We start from the raw sequence: 19,096 nt of genomic DNA on the forward strand, positions 1-19,096 counted from the left end.
AGCGGGCCGCCCGTCCGCGACGCGCCGCACCACCCGAGACGAAGGAGTCCACGTGGCCGCAACCCCCGCACCAGCCGACCGTACGACCGCCACGACGCCAGACCCCGAGGTGATCATCGTCGGCGCCGGCCTCTCGGGCCTCGTCGCGGCTGCAGAACTCGTCGACGCGGGCAAGCGCGTCGTCATCGTCGAGCAGGAGCCCGCCGCGAGCCTCGGCGGACAGGCGCACTGGTCGTTCGGCGGCCTGTTCCTCATCGACTCCCCCGAACAGCGGCGCATGGGCGTCAAGGACTCGCTCGACCTCGCGAAGCAGGACTGGGACGGCACGGCCGGCTTCGACCGCGACGACGACGATTGGGGGCGGCGCTGGGCCGAGGCGTACCTCGACTTCGCGGCCGGCGAGAAGCGCGCCTGGCTGCACGAGAAGGGCGTGCGCTTCTTCCCCGTCGTCGGCTGGGCCGAGCGGGGCGGTTACAACGCGATCGGCCACGGCAACTCCGTTCCGCGCTTCCACATCACCTGGGGCACCGGTCCCGGACTGCTCGCCCCGTTCATCGCGCGCGTGCAGGCGGGCGCGGCTGCCGGGCTCGTCGAGTTCCGGCACCGGCACCGCGTCGACGAACTGATCGTCGAGTCGGGTGTCGTCGTCGGCGTGCGCGGCGCAGTTCTCGCAGCAGATGCCGCGGGGCGGGGCGAACCCTCGAACCGCGAGGCGGTCGGCGACTTCGAGGTGCGGGCCGGTGCGGTGGTCGTGGCTTCGGGCGGCATCGGCGGCAACCACGACCTCGTTCGGCAGTTCTGGCCCGAGCGCATGGGTGCAGCACCCGCCTCGATGCTCTCGGGCGTGCCCGCGCACGTCGACGGGCGCATGCTCCCCATCGCCGAACAGGCGGGCGCTCGACTCGTCAACGGCGACCGCATGTGGCACTACACCGAGGGCATCACCAACTGGGATCCCGTGTGGCCGATGCACGGCATCCGCATCCTGCCCGGCCCGTCATCGCTGTGGTTCGACGCCGAGGGCAAGCGGCTCCCGGTGCCGCTCTTCCCCGGATTCGACACGCTCGGCACGCTCGAGCACATCGTCGCCACCGGGCACGCGCACTCGTGGTTCGTGCTCACCCAGAAGATCATCGAGAAGGAGTTCGCGCTCTCGGGCAGCGAGCAGAATCCCGACCTCACGGGAAAAGACCTGAAGCTGCTCGCACAGCGCCTCGGATCGGGGGCGCCGGCACCCGTCGAGGCGTTCAAGCAGCACGGGGCCGACTTCGTCGTCGCCGACACGCTCGACGAATTGCTCGACGGGATGCGCGCCCTCTCACCCGAGGTCGAGATCGACGCCGACAACGTCACGCGAGAGATCGTCGCGCGCGATCGCGAGGTCGACAACGAGTTCTCGAAGGACCTGCAACTGACGGCCGTGCGCGGCGCTCGAAAGTACCGCGGTGACAAGCTCATCCGCGTCGCGACGCCGCACAAGATCCTCGACCCCGCAGCGGGGCCGCTCATCGCCGTGAAGCTGCACATCCTCACCCGCAAGAGCCTCGGCGGCATCCAGACCGACCTCGACTCGCGCGCGCTCGGCGCCGACGGCGCGCCCGTGCCGGGGCTCTTCGCCGTGGGCGAGGCCGCCGGCTTCGGCGGCGGCGGCGTCCACGGCTACCGCGCGCTCGAGGGAACCTTCCTCGGCGGATGCCTCTTCACCGGACGTGCCGCCGGCCGGGCCATCGCCCGGGGGTGAGCTGGTTGAGGAGCGAGCGCCAGCGAGCGTCTCGAAACCCCGATGCTCGTGTGCCCGGGTTTCGAGACGTCGCTGCGCTCCTCCTCAACCCGCCGGTGGCACTACGCCTTCAGGGTCCAGGGCTTACGTCGCACGAGCACATGCCCGCGACGCGTCGTGAGCCTCGTCCACGGCCCGGTCTCGAACAGCCGCACCGGATCGTCTCCGAGGAAGCCGAGGCTGAATGTCGCGAAGGCGGCACCGGCGGGCACGTACTCGAGCCCCTCGACGCCGCGACCCCACACCTCGGAGCGCACGCGCTGCACGAGCTGCTCACCCGTGCCATCGGGAATCGCGGCGGCGACCTCGGCGATGCCGGCACGTGCGGCGGCCTCGAGTCTCTCGGCATCCGTCTCACCGAGCGCTCGCCAGCCGCCCCTGGGCGGTGAGATCCCCGCCCAGGTCACCGTGTTCACCTCGGGCGGGCGCGACATGCTCACGACTCGCGACTCGTCGTCGCCGACCTCGGCGCGGGCGCGCACGATGCGTTCGACGAGCGAACGCATGGGAACGACCGAATCGAACTCGGCGTCGTCGGCGAGCGCGAAGGTGCGCAGGCCGAGCACCGTCGGGCTCTCGTCGAGGATGCCGCGGGGATAGAGGATCGCCGTGTAGACGGCGAGGATGCCGGAACCGGCGACGAGCCGCACCGAGCCGTCTTCGACGCGGCCGGCGCGTTGCAGGTAGGTGTGCAGGTCGCCGAGCGACAGGCTGTCGGCGAGCGTGAGTTGTTGAGCCATCTCCTGTCTAAACTACCAAGGGCGCGCCGACGCCTCGGGCGGATGGCGCCGAACGGCGACGGGCACGGTCGCTCACCGACACGGAGGAACGATGAACGGTCCCATCGACGGCCTGCTGAGCACGTTGAACCTCACCGACACCGGCGCCCGCACTCGCGAGGACATCTTCACCGGGCCCTCGCAATGGATGCCGCTCGGGCGCGTGTTCGGCGGGCAGGTGCTGGCACAGTCGCTCGTCGCGGCCATGCACACCGTGCCGACCGACCGCACCATCCACTCGATGCACGGCTACTTCCTGCGCCCCGGCGATGTGCAGCATCCGATCACCTTCTCGGTCGACCGCCTGCACGACGGCCGCTCATTCACGACGCGCCGCACGCAGGCGTACCAGAACGGCGAGCCGATCCTCTCGCTCATCGCGTCGTTCCAGACGCACGACGAAGGCGTCGAGCACCAGGTCGACATGCCCGACGACCTGCCCGACCCCGAGGGTCTGCCCTCGACGGCCGACGTGCTCGGCGAGTTCGATCACGACGTCGCGCGGTACTGGTCCAGCCAGCGCGCATTCGACGTGCGTCATATCCCGTCGCCCATCTACCTCACCGTCGACGGCGAGCGTGCTCCGCGGCAGGCCGTGTGGATGCGGGCGTTCGGCCGTCTGCCCGACGACCCCAACCAGCACCGGGCGGCGCTCGCCTACGCGAGCGACTACTCGATCCTCGAGCCGGTGCTGCGCGCCCATGGCATCGCGTGGTCATCGCCCGGCCTGAAGGTGGCGAGCCTCGACCACGCGATGTGGTGGCACCGCGACGCACGGGTCGACGAGTGGTTGCTCTTCGTCCAGGAATCGCCGTCGGCGAGTGGTGGGCGCGGCCTCACGTTGGGCCGCATCTACACCCGAGGCGGGGTGCTGGTCGCCAGCGTCGCCCAGGAGGGCATGGTGCGGGTCCCCCGGCCCGACGAATTCGCCTGAATTCTTGCTGTGCAATCCCGACGCGACGCCCTCGATTGGCCCATGATGGTGGTTCAGACGCGCATCGTGCGCGGGCGACGCGAGGTGAAGGAGCTCAGGCGATGACCGATCCCACCGATCTCACGAGACGCGCGGTGCTGACCGTCGGGTCGCTCGGCGCGTTCGGCGGCGCACTCGTGCTCGCCGGCTGCGCGGCAGACCCCGACGGTTCGACCCCGACCCCCTCCCCCGAAGCGACCGACGAAGCGCCGACCGAGCCGAGTGCCACGCCAGATGCTCCGGCGGCCGGCGGCGACATCGCCGCTCTTGCCGACGTCCCCGTCGGCGGCAGCATCGATGCCACCATCAACGGCGAGGCCGCGCTCGTCTCGCAGCCGACGGCCGGGCAGGTGGTCGCATTCAGCGCCATCTGCACCCACCAGGCGTGCGTGGTCGCCGCGGCCGGCAACGAGTTCCACTGCCCGTGCCACGGTTCGATCTACGACGCCGCGACCGGCGAGGTGCTCAACGGGCCCGCGATCAACCCGCTCCCCGAGATCGCCGTCGCCGTGTCGGGTGACCGCATCATCGCGGCGTCGTGATGGACTACGAGTTCGCAGGGCTTCCCCTGCATGTCCTGCTGGTGCACGCCGTCATCGTGCTCGTGCCCCTGCTGGCACTCCTGCTCGTGGTCATCGCCGCATGGCCCGCCGCCCGTCGCGTGATGTGGCTGCCCGCGCTCATCGGCGCCGCGGTGCTGCTTCCCCTCGGCCTCGTCACGATCGAGGCCGGAAAGTGGCTCGAGGATCGGGTTCCGAAGACCCCGCTCATCGAGGCGCACACCGACATCGGCGAGGACATCGTGCCGTGGCTGATCGGCCTGCTCGTGCTCGCCGCGGTCATCGCCGCATGGGCGGTCGTCGAACTGCTCGCGCGTCGTCGGGCGGGCGACGACGAGCCTGCACGACCGGGGAAGGGCATCCGAATCGCGGTCGGCACCGTGCTCACGCTCGCCGCGGTCGGCGTCGCGGTCGGCTCGTCCTGGACGGTCGTGCTCATCGGCGAGGCGGGCAGCCGCGCCGTGTGGGAGGGCTCGTACAGCGACGTCCCGCTCGAGGACTGAGCAGCCGCGGGCGGCCGAGCTCAGCGTCGGCGGAACGCGATCGGGTCTTCGAGGTACGGCTCCCACGCGGTGCGTTCGGCATCGCTGATGCGCCGAGGACGTTCGGACGCGGCGTCGACGACGACGATCGTCGTGACTGCACGCGTGTACAGCACGCGGGACTGGGCATCGGTGGGCGAGAAGACCTCGTAGCAGACATCGAGGCTCGCGCCGCCGATGTGCCCGATCCACAGCTCGATGTCGAGCGGCTGACGCTGGTACGGGATGGGCGCGAGGTACTCGACCTCTTGGCGGGCGATGAGCGTGATCGTGTTCGCACCCGGGCTCGCGTCGAGTACGGCCGTCGAAGCGCCGACGGCGTGCTCGGACGTGTCGTCGCTCACCCAGAACGCCTGGATGCGCGCCTCTTCGAGGAGGCTGAGCATGCGGGCGTTGTTCACGTGGCCGTAGGCGTCGAGGTCGCTCCATCGGAGCGGGGTGGGCACGTGCAGGCGCACGTCAGTCCCTCGTGAGCTTGCGGTAGGCCGAGCGGTGCGGCTTCGCCGCTTCGGGCCCGAGCCGCTCGATCTTGTTGGCCTCGTACGACTCGAAGTTGCCCTCGAACCAGTGCCAGTACGACGGGTTCTCGTCGGTGCCCTCGTAGGCGAGGATGTGCGTGGCGATGCGGTCGAGGAACCACCGGTCGTGGGTGATGACCACGGCACAGCCTGGGAACTCGAGCAGCGCGTTCTCGAGGCTCGACAGCGTCTCGACGTCGAGGTCGTTCGTCGGCTCGTCGAGCAGCAGGAGGTTGCCGCCCTGCTTGAGCGTGAGCGCGAGATTCAGGCGGTTGCGCTCACCGCCCGAGAGGATGCCGGCGCGCTTCTGCTGGTCGGGGCCCTTGAACCCGAACGTGGAGACGTAGGCGCGGCTCGGCACCTCGGTCTTGCCGACCTGGATGTAGTCGAGCCCGTCGGACACGACCTCCCACAGGGACTTGTTCGGGTCGATGCCGCCGCGGGACTGGTCGACGTACGAGATCTTGACGGTCTCGCCGATCTTGACGTCGCCGCCGTCGCTCGGCTCGAGGCCGACGATGGTCTTGAACAGCGTGGTCTTGCCGACGCCATTCGGCCCGATGATGCCGACGATGCCGTTGCGCGGCAGCGAGAAGCTGAGCCCGTCGATGAGGGTGCGGTCGCCGAAGCCCTTCTTCAGCTTCTTGACCTCGAGCACGATGTCGCCCAGACGCGGTCCTGCCGGGATCTGGATCTCTTCGAAGTCGAGCTTTCTCGTGCGCTCCGCCTCGGCGGCCATCTCTTCGTAGCGGGCCAGTCGGGCCTTCGACTTGGCCTGGCGACCTTTGGCATTGGAGCGAACCCAGTCGAGCTCGTCGGCGAGGCGCTTGGCGAGCTTCGCGTCCTTCTTGCCCTGGACGGTGAGACGCTCCTGCTTCTTCTCGAGGTACGTCGAGTAGTTGCCCTCGTACGGGTAGAGGCGTCCGCGGTCGACCTCGCAGATCCATTCGGCGACGTGGTCGAGGAAGTACCGGTCGTGGGTGACGGCGAGCACGGCGCCGGGGTACTTGGCGAGGTGCTGCTCGAGCCAGAGCACGCTCTCGGCGTCGAGGTGGTTGGTGGGCTCGTCGAGCAGCAGCAGGTCGGGCTTCTGCAGCAGGAGCTTGCAGAGCGCGACGCGGCGCTTCTCACCGCCGGAGAGCACCGAGACCTGCTCGTCGCCGGGCGGGCAGCGCAGCGCGTCCATCGCCTGGTCGAGTTGCGAGTCGAGGTCCCACGCGTCGGCGGCGTCGATCTCTTCCTGCAGCGTGCCCATCTCGGCGAGGAGCGCGTCGAAGTCGGCGTCGGGTTCGGCCATGGCGTGCGAGATCTCGTTGAACCGGTCGAGCTTGGCCTTGATCGGCCCGACGCCCTCTTGCACGTTCTCGAGCACCGTCTTCGACTCGTCGAGCACGGGCTCCTGCATGAGGATGCCGACCGAGTAGCCGGGGCTCAGGCGCGCCTCGCCGTTCGACGGCTGGTCGAGACCCGCCATGATCTTCAGGATCGTCGACTTACCGGCGCCGTTCGGGCCGACCACGCCGATCTTCGCCCCGGGCAGGAACGCCATCGTCACGTCATCGAGGATGACCTTGTCACCGACCGCCTTGCGGGCGCGAACCATCGAGTAAATGTAGTCAGCCATATCGCCTACCAGTCTATGGGTCGAGTCCGGCCCACGAGACAGCCACCGGTGCCGAGGGCGGGCCGCACTGCGCCGTGGTACCCACCGGACGCCGGCCCGTACTGCCCGACGAGGCAGCCGTCGCCCATCAGCACCGAGAACTGCACCGAACCGGCCTGCAGGTCGACCGTGGTGCGGTCGGCGGTGACCTGCATCGCAGAGCGGTCGAATCCGGCGGCCGTGAGGGCGTCGATGAATTCACGACCGCCGGCGGAATCGTTCGCGGCGACGACCGCGGCGTTCACCGAGTCGAAGAACGCGAGGTTCTCGGCCGCCGGGAGGTCGGGTCGCAGACCGGACGCCTCGGTCGCCACGGGTTCTTCGGATACCGCCGGCGCGGCCGCCGACGGTGTCGTGCCCGAGGTCGGCGCCGTCGGCTGAGACAGCACCGCGCAGCCCGACAGGACGAGGGCCACGAGCACGCCGACGAGCGCGGCCGCTGTCGCGCCGATCGGTTGTGCCATCGTTCTCCTCAGCTGTCGCGCCGGCCACCCGAGCCGAGTCTATGCAGTCTCGTCGACGACCCGGGTGACCGTGCCGACCGGCTCAGTCGGCCGCTCCTGCGGTGGCCAACACCTCTCCCGTGCGCTCGTCGGCGTCGCCGTACTCGCCGAACGGCTCATCGCCCTCGGTGGCTCCGGGGCCGGTCGACGTCCAACCGCCGACGTCGCCGTCGGCGCCATCGGCCCCGAACCCGATCGGCTGCTCGATCGCCGCGTCGTCGATCGCGTCGCCTTCGGCGGCACCAGCGGTGCGCGCCTTCTCGAGGCGACCGTATGTCGTGACGCACCACGAGAGGTCGTGCCCGATCGAGTCGGCCTCGATCTCGACGGTCGTGCCGGACTTGGTGCCGTTGTCCCACTCGCGCTGGCGAAGGCGGCCCCGGACGACGAGCCGCTCGCCCTTGCGCACCGAGAGACTGGTGTTGACCGCGAGCTGCCGGAACGCCGAGACGGTGTACCAGTTGGTCTCCCCGTCCTCCCACGATCCCTTCGTGCGGTCGAAGTACCGGTGCCGCGAGGCGAATCGGAACGAGGTGATCGCGAGCCCCTGGTTGGTGACGTGGTGTCGCGGGTCGCTTCCCACGATGCCGGTCAAGGTGATGGTGTCGGTCATTTCTGCACTCCTCGGATCGGGCGCCGCCGCGGATCGGCGGCTCGCGGTTCCGGGGCGACCTCGTGCCGGACGACGCCCCGGAACCGCGTGACTCGAGCCTCGTGCGCGTGGCGGGGCATCCGTCGGTGCATTCGCGCACCGGTGCAGAACCGCGTTCGGGGCGTCGCTGTCGAGGACGAGTGGCCGACGTCGTCGCGGACAGGCGGAAAACCCGGCCCCGCGGTCACCGTAGAGTGGCCCGATGAGCTTCGTCGCGCACCCCGAACGATATGACCGCATGCAGTACAACCGGGTCGGCCGCAGCGGCCTGAAACTCCCCGCGCTCTCGCTCGGCCTCTGGCACAACTTCGGTCACGACCGCGCCTACGACACGCAGCGCGCGATCGTGCGCCGCGCGTTCGACCTCGGCATCACGCACTTCGACCTCGCGAACAACTACGGGCCGCCCGCGGGCAGCGCCGAGGAGAACTTCGGCCGGATGCTCGCGACCGACCTCACCCGGTACCGCGACGAGCTCATCGTCTCGTCGAAGGCCGGCTACGACATGTGGCCGGGCCCGTACGGCGAGTTCGGCTCGCGCAAGTACCTGCTCGCTTCGCTCGACCAGAGCCTGCGTCGCCTCGGCCTCGACTACGTGGACATCTTCTACTCGCACCGCCCAGACCCCGAGACGCCCATCGAAGAGACCATGGGCGCGCTCGCCACCGCCGTGCGCCAGGGCAAGGCGCTCTACGTCGGCATCTCGAACTACGGGCCCGACGAGACCCGTGCCGCCGCCGCGGCGCTCGAGGCCGAAGGGGTGCCGCTGCTCATCCACCAGCCGCGCTACTCGATGTTCGACCGGCACATCGAGGACGGCCTCTTCCCGGCGCTCGAGGAGGTCGGTGCGGCGAGCATCGTGTTCTCACCGCTCGCGCAGGGCCTGCTGACCGATCGATACCTCACCGGGGATGTCCCGGCCGGGTCCCGCGCCGCGACCAGCCGGTTCCTCTCCCCCGACCGCATCAGCGGCGAGTACCTCGAGCGCGCCCGCGCCCTCGACGCCATCGCGAAGGAGCGCGGGCAGTCGCTCGCCCAGCTCGCGCTCTCGTGGGTGCTCCGCCAGCCGCTCGTCACGAGCGCGCTCATCGGCGCGTCGAGCGTGACCCAGCTCGAGCAGAACGTCGCCGCACTCGACGCGGCACCGCTCACCGAGGCCGAGATCGCACGCATCGAGCCGTTCGCCGCGCACGGCACCGCGCTCGGCTGACAACCGCTCATCGAGCGGTCGGGATGTCGGTGGGTCCGCGTATCGTCGCAGGCACACCGCAGGGCCGGCTGCACGATGAGAGGAGCGACATGAGCACGGCAGTTCTCACACGAACCCGCGAACCCTATCCCGTCGTCGTACGCGGCCTCACGATCTCGCCTGCGGCGCCCGACCTGTGGCGGGTCGCGCGAACGAGCGGCGCGATCGTCGGCCACATCGAGCGACAGGGCCGTGACGACCACGTGCGGTACCGGGCTCGGCGCGCGCTGCATGGCGGCATCCGTTCGATCGAGCTCGGCGAGTTCTGGTCGCCACGCGAGGCCGCCGAACTCTTCCGCTGACGACGGCCAGTCCTGCGTGCGGTGAATTCCGGGCGCGCCGTGGCCGCGCCTCAGGGCCACACCGACCGGGCGATAGCCTGCGGCCATGCAGTGGTGGAACGACTTCATCTCATGGATCACGTCGAGCGACGCCCAGCCGGCGGTCTTCACGGCCGCCCTCCTGTTCGTCGCGGTGCTCGCCGCGGGCCTGCTCGCCGCATGGATCTCGAGTGGCTCGATCAAGCGCGTCGTCGCCCAACGCGACCGCGAGGCGAAGACGGCGGCGATCGCCGCCCTCATCGACGCCGCGACCGAGGCATCGGTGTGGAACTCGCTCACTCCGCAGGAACAGGTGCTCGCCGACCGGGTCGTCGGGCAGGCCGACATCCAGGTGCGGCTGCTGCCGATCCGCGGCTCCGACGTCGCGGCGAACTGGGCGGCGCACCAGTTGCACGAGCTCAAGCGGGCATCCGCGACGTTCGGCTACCAACTCGATCCCGCGGTCGTCGAGTTCCGCGACCGTCTGCTCGAGTGGCAGCGGCACCCGGGGCGCACGCGTAAGCAGTTCCAGAACGACCTCGAACGCTGGCGCACGCAGCGAATCGAGCAGCCCGAACTCGAGACCGTCGACCAGCAGGACGCGTGGGTCGCAGCACAGCACCACGAGCGCTACAGCGAGACGGTCCCGCTCCGTGAGAGCACGGCCGATGCGGCGACCGGGCCGACCCAGACGGTGCCCACCGACGTTCCCAACCGCTGAGTCAGCGCCACCAATCGTCGAACATCGAGACGGGCACGGTGCGCTTGTGTCGCGTCTGCTGGAACCGGGCCTCGATCTTCTCGGCGATCTCGGGATCGATGTCCTCACCCTCGAGGAACGCGTCGATGTCGCGATACCGCAGTCCGAGATTGGCTTCGTCGGACTGACCCGGGTCGCCGTCGAGCAGGTCCGCGGTCGGCACCTTGAGGAAGAGCCGGTCGGGCGCGCCGAGGTGTTCGAGCAGTGAGCGGCCCTGCCGCTTCGTGAGACCGCTCAAGGGCAGGACGTCTGCTCCCCCATCACCGAACTTCGTGAAGAATCCCGTGACGGCCTCGGCGGCGTGGTCGGTGCCGACCACGAGCAGCCCCCGCTCGCCCGCGAGCGCGTACTGGGCGACCATCCGCATGCGCGCCTTGACATTGCCCTTGCCGAAGTCGCTGATCGGGACATCCATCGCTTCGGCGAAGTCCGCCGAGAGCCCGTCGACGCCGCCCTTGACGTTGAAGAGGACCGTCTCCTGCGGATCGATGAAGTCGAGGGCGATCTGCGCGTCGCCCTCATCATGCTGCACCCCGTAGGGAAGCCGCACCGCGACGAAGGTCGCCGCACCTCCCTCGGAGAGGACCTCTTCGACGGCGAGCCGGCAGAGACGTCCGGCGAGCGAGGAATCCTGCCCGCCGCTGATTCCCAGCACGAGGCCCTTCGCGCCGGTTGCGCGAAGGTAGGCCTTGAGGAAGTCGACCCGTGCACGCACCTGCTCGGCCGGATCGATGGCTGGGGTGACATGGAGTTCGGCGATGATTCGCGCCTGGACGTCTCGCATGCCCCGACGATACCGTCGGCGTGTTTCGCGCAGGAAACGCGCCTCGCCGTGGCGTCGTCGGCCCGCACGGCGACTCGACTCCCACTAACATCGCGACTGGGGTGCGGTCGCGCCCCGTCGGGAGGGACCCATGGAAGTCTCGCTCAGCACGATGGTGCTCGTGCCGGCGATCGCCGCAGTGGCGCCGCTGCTCGTTCGCGGGATCGGGCGATGGTTGGCGATACCGCTCGTCGTGTTCGAGATCGTGCTCGGGCTGCTGCTCGGTCCCGCCGTGCTCGGCTGGGTGGTGCCCGACGCCTTCCTCGACCTCCTGTCGGAGTTCGGCCTGGCGATGCTGTTCTTCCTCGCGGGCAACGAGATCGACTTCCGCGCGATCCGTGGCCGCCCGATCAGCAGGGCGGCGATCGGCTGGATCATCTCGCTCGCCGCGGGCTTCGGCATCGCCGCACTCATCGCCGTCGACCTCCCGTCGGCCGCGTTCATCGGCATCGCGCTCACCTCGACCGCGCTCGGCACGATCCTGCCGGTGCTGCGCGACTCGGGTGACCTCAAGACTCCGTTCGGCATCTCGGTGATCGCGCTCGGCGCTGTCGGCGAATTCGGGCCGCTCCTGGCGATCTCGCTCTTCCTGAGCGGACGCTCGCCGCTCGTCGCGGCCCTCGTGCTGCTGCTCTTCGCACTCCTCGCAGGCATCGCGATCTGGTTCGCAGCGAGGGGTCTGGGCGAGCGCCTGCACCACGCCATCACGACCACACTCCACACCAGCGGACAGTTCGCGGTGCGGCTCGTGTTGTTCGTGCTGCTCGCACTCGTCGCCCTCAGCATGCTGCTCGATCTGGACATGCTCCTCGGTGCATTCACCGCGGGGGTGATCTATCGCCTGCTGATGACCGGCGCACCGAAAGCCGACGCCGAAGCCGTCGAATCGAAGCTCGAAGCGGTCGGCTACGGCTTCCTGGTGCCGGTGTTCTTCATCAACACCGGCGTGGAGTTCGACCTCGCGGCGCTGTTCGCCGACGGTCGCACGATCGCGATGCTGCCGTTGTTCCTGGTGCTGCTGCTCGTCGTGCGCGGACTCCCGTCACTCCTCGCCACGCCGCCCGAGGCGACTCCTCGCGACCGTGTCGCGACCGCCCTCTTCGGGTCGACCGGACTGCCGATCATCGTCGCGGTCACGGCCATCGGCGTCAGCCGCGACGAGCTCGACAGCGGAACCGCCGCCGCACTCGTCGGTGCGGGAATGCTCTCGGTGCTGCTGTTCCCGCTCATCGCCCTCGCCATCAGAGACGGCAGCAGAAGATCGCGTCGGCGCACGCGCACCGACGATGTGGGCATGCCCACAGAAGGCTGAGCCCTCTCGGCGAGCACGGCCGATCACCACTCGGTGGCTATGCTGTCTGAAGCACGGTCCATCCTCACCCCCCGTAGCTCAGTGGACAGAGCAGGTGGTTTCTACCCACTTGGTCGGGAGTTCGAATCTCTCCGGGGGGACTCCACCCGCATCGGCTCGGCGCCTCGTGTCGGCACGCCCCGCTAGACTCGCCGCATGGCTTCCTCGAGTGACCGACTGGTCTGGATCGACTGCGAGATGACCGGACTCGACCTCGAGGTCGACGAACTCGTCGAGATCGCGGTCGTCATCACCGACTACGACCTGACCCCCGTCGACGCGGGGCTCAGCATCGTCATCAAGCCCGATGCGAGCGCGCTCGAGTCGATGGGCGAGTTCGTGCGGGCGATGCACACCGAGTCGGGCCTCCTCGAAGAGATCCCCAACGGGGTGAGTGTCGCCGATGCCGAGTACCAGGTGCTCGAGTACGTGCTGAAGCACGTCCCCGCCGAGCAGAAGGCGCCCCTCGCGGGCAACTCCATCGGCACCGACCGCGCATTCCTCACGAAGTACATGCCGCGCCTCGACGCGCACCTGCACTACCGCAACGTCGACGTCTCGTCGATCAAGGAGCTCGCGAAGCGCTGGTACCCCCGCGCATATTTCAACGCCCCCGCGAAGAACGGCGGGCACCGGGCGCTCGCCGACATCCTCGAGTCGATCAGGGAGCTGCACTACTACCGGCGCGCGGTGTTCGTCGCCGACCCCGGGCCGTCGAGCCAGGAGCTGCAGACCCTCGCAGCGTCGGTCGTGGACGAGTTCGCCCCCAAGGTGTAGTAGTCTCTTCTAGTTGCCATATCGCTTCGGCGGTGGGCACATGGTGGGTATAGCTCAGTCGGTAGAGCGCCTGGTTGTGGTCCAGGAGGTCGCGGGTTCAAGCCCCGTTACTCACCCCAAGAGCGCCTGGTTGCGGTACAGCATCCGGAGATGCTCGCGGGTTCGAACCCCGTAAGATACCCAATACCGCAGAACGCGGGTCCACCCGGGCCCGCGTTTCGCACATCTGCAGAACAACGCAATGTTGACAGCCGACAGGGGCGACTCGTGGAACTCGATGCCGAAGCCTTCGAAGCCCTGGTCATCGATGAGCTCGACAAGTTGCCCGACGACATGGTCGAGGGCCTCGAGAACCTCGTCTTCGTCGTCGAGGATCGTCCGGAAGACGGCTCGCTCGACACACTCGGCCTCTACGAGGGGTGGGCGCTCACCGAACGCGACCGGTACGGCTTCGGCGAGATGCCCGACCGGATCATCCTGTTCCGCGAACCGCTGCTCGCCATGTGCGACGACGAAGACGAACTCCGCGATGAGATCCACGTGACCCTCGTCCACGAGATCGCGCATTTCTACGGCATCGACGACGACCGGCTGCACGAGCTGGGCTGGGCCTGAGCCCGACCGGGTTACCCTGAATCCATGAAGTTCAGCCCCGGCCGCGTCGTCGGCATCACCCTCGGGGCAGTCGCGATCCTCGCGGTCGGGGTCTACGGGCCCGCGATGCTCCTCGGCCCGCTTCCCGAGCCCTCGGTGCACCTCGCGACAGTCTCGGGTGGGTCATCCGATGCGGGCGCCGCCGCGCCCATCGTGCTGCCCGAGACCGGCGCGAGTGCGCTCGCCCTCGTGTCCGACGAGGGTGAGGCGGAGGCGCTCGCAGTCGCGGGCGACACCGAAGCGGTGCCGATCGGCGGCGCCGTGAAGCTCGTCACCGTGCTCGCGACGCTCGAGTCGCTGCCGCTTCCCGCCGATGGCGACGGACCGGGAGTGCGCATCGGGCCGGCCGACTACACCGACTACCTCCGCTACGAGGGCGAGGGCTCGCGCACCCTGCAGGTCTCCCCCGGCGACACCTGGTCCGAGCGCGATGTGGTGCGCGCCGTGCTGCTGGCCTCGAGCAACAACCACGCCGACACGCTCGCCCGCTGGGCGTTCGGCAGCGTCGATGCCTGCGTCACGGCCGCGAACGACTGGCTCGCCCAGCAGGGGTTCACCGCAACGCGCGTCGCCGACGCGACCGGCCTCTCGGGTGACAACGTCGGCACCGCCGAAGAGCTCACCCGCCTCGCTGCGCTCGTGCTCGCCGACCCCGAACTCGCCGAGATCTACGAGACTCCCGATTCCGCCACGCTCGGCGCGCGCGACGTGCCCGACGTCGTCGACCGGCTCGGCGACGAGGGCATCCGCGCGATCGCTCGCAGCTACACCGACCAAGCGGGCGTCAGCTTCATCTACGCGACGACCGTGACCGGCGGCGAGGGCGAAGAGCCGCGCCGCGTCATCGGCGCGATGACGCTCATCCCCGACTACGACACCCTCGACGCCGCCGTCGTGCAGACGAAGGAATCTGTGTCGGCGGCGGCGCAGCCGATCAGCGTCATCACGGCCGGCACGAGCTACGGCCGAGTCGAGTCGGCGTGGGGCGACTCCGCCGAGCTGATCGCGACCGCAGATCGAACGGATGCCGCGTGGGGCAGCGATCCCGGGGAGGCATCGGTCACGGTGGAGCGGTTCATCACGGCGCCGGCCGGGCGGGTGGTCGGCAGCGTCGCGGTTTCGACTGCCGACGGTGACCTCACCTCGGAACTCGAGCTCTCGAGCGGAATCGGCGACCCGGGCCCGCTGTGGCGCCTCGCGAACCCCGTCGCACTCATCAGCGCCTTCATCGCCGACCAGTCGAGCTGAGGCCCGATCGTCGCGCGGGTCGCACTCGCAGGCGCACTGTCTCGGGCGCACCCTCGGCGGCGCACGCGATGTGCGCGGCGCGATGGGCGCCCGGCGCACGAGTCGGCGGCGTCAGTCGTTGTTGTCCTCGTCGAACTCGACGGGATCGGAATCGCCCGCGTCGAATCGGAACCGCACGCGGAGCTGCCCATTGACGTGGTGCTCGTCGACCGCGTCGTACCAGAAGAGCGACTCCAGCCCGTCGACCGCGGCGACCATGCCGACCCGCGACTCCGGCTTGCCGGAGATGAGGATGCGGTGCTCGAACTCCCCCTCGAGCGGGCCGTCGATGAACTCTGCGACGTACTGGGCGCCTGACGTATCTCCACTCATGTCACTACCGTAGTCCTCCCGGCTCGCTGACGGCAGGAACACGCGAGCGACGCGACGGACGTCCCGGGGCGCAGCGCCGCGCGGCAGTCAGGCACCGACTGTGCGCAGCCGGACGGCGACGCCCGGCGCGGGAGCCGTGCGGCGAACATGGCGACGCCACTGCGCGTCCCACATCTCCCAGTAGGGGTCGAACCGCCCCTCGTCGCGGTCGAGCGCGCGCTGCCTTCGAACGCGATCGGATGCCTCGACCCACACCCGCACGGCGCGCGATGCCGCGCGCCCCGCGGTGAAGGCGCCGCACCCTTCGATGACGAGGGCGTTGCCGGGCCGGCTCATCTCGACCGCTCCGGGTCGACCGGCCGCCCAGTCCCATCGCCGCCAACGGCCGACACCGCCACGCAGGAGCGGTGGCACGAGCGTGCGTGCGAGGTGCTCGCCCGCTGCATCGAGCCCCGACCACCCCGGGTAGACGTCGTCGAGGCGCACGAGGGTCGGCGCCGTGCCGGGCCAAGCCTCGACGAGCGCGTCGGCGAGGGTCGACTTGCCGGCACCGCTCGGCCCGTCGATGAGCACGATCGGTGTTCGGCGTCCTCGCACGGCGCTGACGATCGCCGCGACCGCCGGCGTCGCGACTCCGTCACGACCAGACAAGGTTCCAGGCCCCGGTGAGGATCGCCGCGGACACCGACACGACGGCGACGAGGCATCCGACCGCGATGACCCGCCACTCGGGTGCGCCGAACGTCGCCTCCCGGGCCCAGGTTCGTGGTCCGGGCGCTCCGAATCCGCGGGACTCCATCGCGGTGGCGAGGGTGCCGCCGCGGCGGATGGCGAGCACGAGCAGGGCGAAGGCCTGGCCGAGGCTGCGGCGGATGACGCCCTTGTCGGCGACACCGCGCGCCCGACGGGCGAGCGCGAGCGTGCGCCAGTCGTCGATCGACGACCCCACGAGCCGCAGTGCAGCGAGGGCTCCGAGCACGAATCGCGCGGGGAGCCCGAGCGTCTGCGCGAGGCCGTCGGCGAAGTCCGTGGGATCGATCGTGAGGAACAGCACGACCGCGGGAAGGGCGATCGCGATCACCCGGGTCATCGTCGCGAGCCCGATCGCGATCGAGCCGTCGCTGACCTCGATCAGGCCGAACTGCCAGTACGTCGTGCCCGACGGAGCGCCGTAGAGCACCATGCTGATGCCGGTGAGCGGCGCGGCGATCCAGACGGGCAGGGTTCGCGGCGACCACAGCAGCGGGCCCAGCCCCACCGCGGTGAACACGATGAGCTCGCAGACGATCGCGACGCCCGCCGAGACCGGGTCGAGGGTGAGCACGAGACCGATCGAGAGCGGTATCGTCGCCGCGACCTTCGCGACGGGGTTGATCCCCGCGAGGGGCAGGTCGGGGCGCACGGTGGCGATGCTCATTCCGACACTCCCCCGGCGTTCGAGCGGCCGCGGCCCCCGGCATCGGACATCGCGGCGTCGCCGTCGACGCTCAGTTCGAATCGAGTGTCGGCGACCGCGTCGATGAAGGTCTCATCGTGCGTCACGGCGATCACGCCGACGCCGTCGTCGCGCAGGTCGGTGATGAGCCGCGCGAGCTCGCGCCACGTGTTCGCGTCCTGCCCGAACGTGGGTTCGTCGAGGACGAGCATGCGCGGGCGCGTCGCGAGCACCGTGGCCACCGAGAGGCGTCGCTTCTCTCCCCCCGAGAGCGTGAACGGATTCGCCGACGTGAGCGCTTCGAGTCGCAGTGCGGTCAGCAGCGGTTCGATGCGCTCGCGGCGCTCGCGCGGCGGCATCTTGAGCGCGCGCGGCCCGACCTCGAGCTCGGCGAGCACCGAGCCCATGAGGAATTGGTGCTCGGGATGCTGGAACACGGTGCCGATGCGGGTGAGCAGGTCTCGGGAGCGCCACCGCCAGGGCTCGTTTCCACGCGCACCCGCCATCGCCGCCCCGGGCTCGAGCCGGCCCCCGTCGGGACGCAGCAGCCCTGCCATCGTGAGGGCGAGGGTCGATTTGCCGGCGCCGTTCGGCCCCGTGACGGCGGTGACTCGTCCCGAATCGATGCGCAGGTCGATGCCGCGCTGCACCGGGGTTCCGGGCACGCGGGCCACGTCGAGCCGATGCGCGGTCATGAGCGGCTCGACACCTCGCGCCGTCGAGGGGTGGGCTCGCCATGGGACATCCGATGGCAACCACACGCCCGCCGCCCGAAGCGACGCCGCCTGCCCGACCAGCACGTCATCGGGGCTGCCGTCGGCGATCACCCCGCCGTGGCCGAGCACGACCACCCGGTCGACGACCGGCATCCACACCGACACGCGGTGCTCGATGACGACGAGCGTCGCCCCGGTCTCGTCGGCGACCCGCGCCACCGCGTCGCGCACCTCGTGCACCCCGTCGGGGTCGAGGTTCGCGGTCGGCTCGTCGAGCAGGATGAGCCCGGGGCGCATCGCGAGCACGCCCGCGAGCGCGAGACGTTGACGCTGCCCGCCCGAGAGTGCCGCCGTCGAGTGCTCGAGCGGCAGGCGCAGCCCCACGGCGTCGAGCGCAGCGCCGACGCGGCCCCAGATCTCGTCGGCAGGAACGCCGAGGTTCTCGAGGCCGAATGCGACGTCGTCGCCGAGTCGGGCCATGACGATCTGCGAGTCGGGATCCTGCAGCACGAGACCCGAACGACCCCGAGCGGCCGATGCCGGACGTCCGTCGATGGTGAGTTCGCCCAGCGACTCACCCTCGTCATCGCCACCGAGTACGCCCGCGAGCCCGTGCAGCAGGGTCGACTTGCCCGCGCCCGACGCGCCGAGCAGGAGCACCCGCTCGCCCGGCGCGACGCGCAGGTCGAGGCCGGAGACGGCGGGCACACGCCTGCCGCCGTGCCGCCACCCCCAGCCCCGTGCCTCGATCGAAGCGGGTGCGGAGGCGGCGATCGCGCCGCCCGTCATGTCAGACCGCCTGCAACTCGCGCCCGGCCGCGAATCGGCCGAGGGCGCCGGCACGCGCGAGACCGCGAACCGCGAGCCACGACAGGCCACCCGCGATGAGCGCACCGCCGATGACCGCCGACACCGTGTAGATCGTGGCGAACGCCGGCGCCGCGCCTGCGTACCAGAGGATCAGGTCGTTGATGGCCATGCCGAGGCCCGCCGCGGCGCCTGCCAGCAACGCGACCGGGAACCGCCAGTAGCGGTACAGGAAGAGCGCGAAGACGAGTTCGGCGCCGAGACCCTGTACGAGACCGGCCTCGATGGTCAGCAGGCCACCCCATTGGCTGCCGATGAGCGCAGAGACGACCGCGGCGACGAGTTCGGTGTACAGCGCAGCGCCGGGCTTGCGGATGATGAGCCCGCCGAGCACCCCGGCGATGAGCCAGACCGCTGCCGGCGCGGCCTGCAGTCCCGGAAGCACGGCCTCGATCGGCGCGGAGATCGGCCCCCAGGCGACGCCCCAAGCCCAGAAGACCACGCCGACGGCGACGCCGATGACGCTCGCGACGACGATGTCGACGACGCGCCAGCGCAGGCGCGGCGCTCCATTCGTCGTGGCGGAACCGGATGCGGAAGTGGTTGCGTGCACG

The 19,096-nt window shown here is 70.1% G+C and carries 22 protein-coding genes and 2 tRNA genes; 13 read left to right on the forward strand and 11 right to left on the reverse strand.

All coding sequences use genetic code 11. From position 1 onward, the window contains the following. The first annotated feature begins 52 nt into the window (after positions 1–52). Positions 53–1,741 (forward strand): FAD-binding dehydrogenase, encoded by a 1,689-nt coding sequence (locus LQ757_RS08825; RefSeq protein WP_231046843.1) that lies wholly within the window; start codon positions 53–55, stop codon positions 1,739–1,741. A gap of 101 nt (positions 1,742–1,842) precedes the next feature. Here the strand turns inward: LQ757_RS08825 and LQ757_RS08830 are convergent, their stop codons facing one another. Next, complete coding sequence (locus tag LQ757_RS08830; protein WP_231046844.1) at positions 1,843–2,520, reverse strand: DUF8185 domain-containing protein; 678 nt, start codon at positions 2,518–2,520, stop codon at positions 1,843–1,845. Between the two features lie 91 nt (positions 2,521–2,611). Here LQ757_RS08830 and LQ757_RS08835 point away from each other — a divergent pair, with 91 nt between their 5' ends. The 3 genes from LQ757_RS08835 to LQ757_RS08845 all read left to right on the forward strand — a co-directional run bounded on the left by LQ757_RS08835 (position 2,612) and on the right by LQ757_RS08845 (position 4,595). Beyond that, on the forward strand, positions 2,612–3,493 hold the full coding sequence (locus tag LQ757_RS08835) for an acyl-CoA thioesterase (protein WP_231046845.1): 882 nt from the start codon (positions 2,612–2,614) through the stop codon (positions 3,491–3,493). Positions 3,494–3,594: 101 nt separating this feature from the next. Continuing rightward, on the forward strand, positions 3,595–4,074 hold the full coding sequence (locus LQ757_RS08840) for a QcrA and Rieske domain-containing protein (RefSeq protein ID WP_231046846.1): 480 nt from the start codon (positions 3,595–3,597) through the stop codon (positions 4,072–4,074). Further along, positions 4,074–4,595 (forward strand): hypothetical protein, encoded by a 522-nt coding sequence (locus LQ757_RS08845; RefSeq protein WP_231046847.1) that lies wholly within the window; start codon positions 4,074–4,076, stop codon positions 4,593–4,595. The genes LQ757_RS08840 and LQ757_RS08845 overlap by 1 nt, the downstream gene beginning before the upstream one ends. Before the next feature lie 20 nt (positions 4,596–4,615). Here the strand turns inward: LQ757_RS08845 and LQ757_RS08850 are convergent, their stop codons facing one another. The 4 genes from LQ757_RS08850 to LQ757_RS08865 all read right to left on the reverse strand — a co-directional run bounded on the left by LQ757_RS08850 (position 4,616) and on the right by LQ757_RS08865 (position 7,931). After that, entirely contained in the window at positions 4,616–5,092 is a 477-nt protein-coding gene (locus LQ757_RS08850; protein ID WP_231046848.1) for an acyl-CoA thioesterase, read from the reverse strand. Position 5,093: 1 nt separating this feature from the next. Beyond that, positions 5,094–6,776: an energy-dependent translational throttle protein EttA gene (ettA, locus tag LQ757_RS08855; protein WP_231046849.1), complete on the reverse strand. Its 1,683-nt coding sequence runs from the start codon at positions 6,774–6,776 to the stop codon at positions 5,094–5,096. 5 nt (positions 6,777–6,781) lie between these two features. Then, positions 6,782–7,279 carry a DUF6993 domain-containing protein gene (locus LQ757_RS08860; protein WP_231046850.1) on the reverse strand — a complete coding sequence of 166 codons (498 nt, stop codon included), beginning with the start codon at positions 7,277–7,279 and terminating at the stop codon, positions 6,782–6,784. Between the two features lie 82 nt (positions 7,280–7,361). Next, a complete protein-coding gene (locus LQ757_RS08865) occupies positions 7,362–7,931 on the reverse strand; it encodes a single-stranded DNA-binding protein (protein WP_231046851.1) in 570 nt (189 codons plus the stop codon). Positions 7,932–8,172: 241 nt separating this feature from the next. On the opposite strand from LQ757_RS08865, the gene LQ757_RS08870 reads away from it, so the two are divergent. The 3 genes from LQ757_RS08870 (at position 8,173) to LQ757_RS08880 (ending at position 10,260) form a co-directional block, all read left to right on the forward strand. Beyond that, complete coding sequence (locus LQ757_RS08870; protein WP_231046852.1) at positions 8,173–9,180, forward strand: aldo/keto reductase; 1,008 nt, start codon at positions 8,173–8,175, stop codon at positions 9,178–9,180. 89 nt (positions 9,181–9,269) lie between these two features. Continuing rightward, on the forward strand, positions 9,270–9,521 hold the full coding sequence (locus LQ757_RS08875; RefSeq protein ID WP_231046853.1) for a hypothetical protein: 252 nt from the start codon (positions 9,270–9,272) through the stop codon (positions 9,519–9,521). An 85-nt stretch (positions 9,522–9,606) separates the two neighbouring features. Next, positions 9,607–10,260, forward strand: a complete 654-nt coding sequence (locus LQ757_RS08880) for a hypothetical protein (RefSeq protein ID WP_231046854.1) — start codon at positions 9,607–9,609, stop codon at positions 10,258–10,260. A 1-nt stretch (position 10,261) separates the two neighbouring features. On the opposite strand, the gene nadE is transcribed toward LQ757_RS08880, so the two are convergent. Beyond that, the gene (gene nadE / locus LQ757_RS08885) at positions 10,262–11,083 is read right to left on the reverse strand and encodes an NAD(+) synthase (RefSeq protein ID WP_231046855.1); all 822 of its coding nucleotides are present in this window, start codon (positions 11,081–11,083) and stop codon (positions 10,262–10,264) included. Between the two features lie 130 nt (positions 11,084–11,213). On the opposite strand from nadE, the gene LQ757_RS08890 reads away from it, so the two are divergent. From LQ757_RS08890 to LQ757_RS08915, 6 genes are all read left to right on the forward strand, one after another. After that, positions 11,214–12,434, forward strand: coding sequence for a cation:proton antiporter (locus LQ757_RS08890; RefSeq protein WP_231046856.1), 1,221 nt, complete (start codon positions 11,214–11,216; stop codon positions 12,432–12,434). 67 nt (positions 12,435–12,501) lie between these two features. Next, positions 12,502–12,574, forward strand: a tRNA-Arg gene (locus LQ757_RS08895). 55 nt (positions 12,575–12,629) lie between these two features. Next, positions 12,630–13,250 (forward strand): oligoribonuclease, encoded by a 621-nt coding sequence (gene orn / locus LQ757_RS08900; RefSeq protein ID WP_231046857.1) that lies wholly within the window; start codon positions 12,630–12,632, stop codon positions 13,248–13,250. A 43-nt stretch (positions 13,251–13,293) separates the two neighbouring features. Continuing rightward, positions 13,294–13,369: transfer RNA gene (locus tag LQ757_RS08905), tRNA-His, on the forward strand. Positions 13,370–13,517: 148 nt separating this feature from the next. After that, complete coding sequence (locus tag LQ757_RS08910; RefSeq protein ID WP_231046858.1) at positions 13,518–13,865, forward strand: metallopeptidase family protein; 348 nt, start codon at positions 13,518–13,520, stop codon at positions 13,863–13,865. A gap of 24 nt (positions 13,866–13,889) precedes the next feature. Further along, positions 13,890–15,152: a D-alanyl-D-alanine carboxypeptidase family protein gene (locus LQ757_RS08915; RefSeq protein ID WP_231046859.1), complete on the forward strand. Its 1,263-nt coding sequence runs from the start codon at positions 13,890–13,892 to the stop codon at positions 15,150–15,152. A 111-nt stretch (positions 15,153–15,263) separates the two neighbouring features. On the opposite strand, the gene LQ757_RS08920 is transcribed toward LQ757_RS08915, so the two are convergent. From LQ757_RS08920 to LQ757_RS08940, 5 genes are all read right to left on the reverse strand, one after another. Next, positions 15,264–15,524 carry a hypothetical protein gene (locus LQ757_RS08920; protein WP_231046860.1) on the reverse strand — a complete coding sequence of 87 codons (261 nt, stop codon included), beginning with the start codon at positions 15,522–15,524 and terminating at the stop codon, positions 15,264–15,266. Between the two features lie 87 nt (positions 15,525–15,611). Then, positions 15,612–16,175 carry a nucleoside/nucleotide kinase family protein gene (locus tag LQ757_RS08925; protein WP_231046861.1) on the reverse strand — a complete coding sequence of 188 codons (564 nt, stop codon included), beginning with the start codon at positions 16,173–16,175 and terminating at the stop codon, positions 15,612–15,614. Beyond that, positions 16,162–16,941 (reverse strand): energy-coupling factor transporter transmembrane component T family protein, encoded by a 780-nt coding sequence (locus LQ757_RS08930; protein WP_231046862.1) that lies wholly within the window; start codon positions 16,939–16,941, stop codon positions 16,162–16,164. The genes LQ757_RS08925 and LQ757_RS08930 overlap by 14 nt, the downstream gene beginning before the upstream one ends. Beyond that, positions 16,938–18,464 carry an ABC transporter ATP-binding protein gene (locus tag LQ757_RS08935; RefSeq protein ID WP_231046863.1) on the reverse strand — a complete coding sequence of 509 codons (1,527 nt, stop codon included), beginning with the start codon at positions 18,462–18,464 and terminating at the stop codon, positions 16,938–16,940. The genes LQ757_RS08930 and LQ757_RS08935 overlap by 4 nt, the downstream gene beginning before the upstream one ends. Position 18,465: 1 nt before the next feature. Next, positions 18,466–19,095 carry an ECF transporter S component gene (locus LQ757_RS08940; protein WP_231046864.1) on the reverse strand — a complete coding sequence of 210 codons (630 nt, stop codon included), beginning with the start codon at positions 19,093–19,095 and terminating at the stop codon, positions 18,466–18,468. Position 19,096 lies beyond the last annotated feature (1 nt).

Source organism: Agromyces cavernae, from assembly GCF_021044935.1.
Lineage (GTDB): Bacteria > Actinomycetota > Actinomycetes > Actinomycetales > Microbacteriaceae > Agromyces > Agromyces cavernae.

Bases quoted from the DNA above. Each gene is read 5' to 3' on its own strand.
- LQ757_RS08880 (WP_231046854.1), top strand. From the start codon at position 9,607: ATGCAGTGGTGGAACGACTTCATCTCATGGATCACGTCGAGCGACGCC.
- nadE (WP_231046855.1), bottom strand. From the start codon at position 11,083: ATGCGAGACGTCCAGGCGCGAATCATCGCCGAACTCCATGTCACCCCA.
- LQ757_RS08920 (WP_231046860.1), bottom strand. From the start codon at position 15,524: ATGAGTGGAGATACGTCAGGCGCCCAGTACGTCGCAGAGTTCATCGAC.
- LQ757_RS08875 (WP_231046853.1), top strand. From the start codon at position 9,270: ATGAGCACGGCAGTTCTCACACGAACCCGCGAACCCTATCCCGTCGTC.
- ettA (WP_231046849.1), bottom strand. From the start codon at position 6,776: ATGGCTGACTACATTTACTCGATGGTTCGCGCCCGCAAGGCGGTCGGT.
- LQ757_RS08865 (WP_231046851.1), bottom strand. From the start codon at position 7,931: ATGACCGACACCATCACCTTGACCGGCATCGTGGGAAGCGACCCGCGA.
- LQ757_RS08860 (WP_231046850.1), bottom strand. From the start codon at position 7,279: ATGGCACAACCGATCGGCGCGACAGCGGCCGCGCTCGTCGGCGTGCTC.
- LQ757_RS08835 (WP_231046845.1), top strand. From the start codon at position 2,612: ATGAACGGTCCCATCGACGGCCTGCTGAGCACGTTGAACCTCACCGAC.
- LQ757_RS08915 (WP_231046859.1), top strand. From the start codon at position 13,890: ATGAAGTTCAGCCCCGGCCGCGTCGTCGGCATCACCCTCGGGGCAGTC.
- orn (WP_231046857.1), top strand. From the start codon at position 12,630: ATGGCTTCCTCGAGTGACCGACTGGTCTGGATCGACTGCGAGATGACC.
- LQ757_RS08930 (WP_231046862.1), bottom strand. From the start codon at position 16,941: ATGAGCATCGCCACCGTGCGCCCCGACCTGCCCCTCGCGGGGATCAAC.
- LQ757_RS08935 (WP_231046863.1), bottom strand. From the start codon at position 18,464: ATGACGGGCGGCGCGATCGCCGCCTCCGCACCCGCTTCGATCGAGGCA.
- LQ757_RS08845 (WP_231046847.1), top strand. From the start codon at position 4,074: ATGGACTACGAGTTCGCAGGGCTTCCCCTGCATGTCCTGCTGGTGCAC.
- LQ757_RS08870 (WP_231046852.1), top strand. From the start codon at position 8,173: ATGAGCTTCGTCGCGCACCCCGAACGATATGACCGCATGCAGTACAAC.
- LQ757_RS08830 (WP_231046844.1), bottom strand. From the start codon at position 2,520: ATGGCTCAACAACTCACGCTCGCCGACAGCCTGTCGCTCGGCGACCTG.
- LQ757_RS08840 (WP_231046846.1), top strand. From the start codon at position 3,595: ATGACCGATCCCACCGATCTCACGAGACGCGCGGTGCTGACCGTCGGG.
- LQ757_RS08890 (WP_231046856.1), top strand. From the start codon at position 11,214: ATGGAAGTCTCGCTCAGCACGATGGTGCTCGTGCCGGCGATCGCCGCA.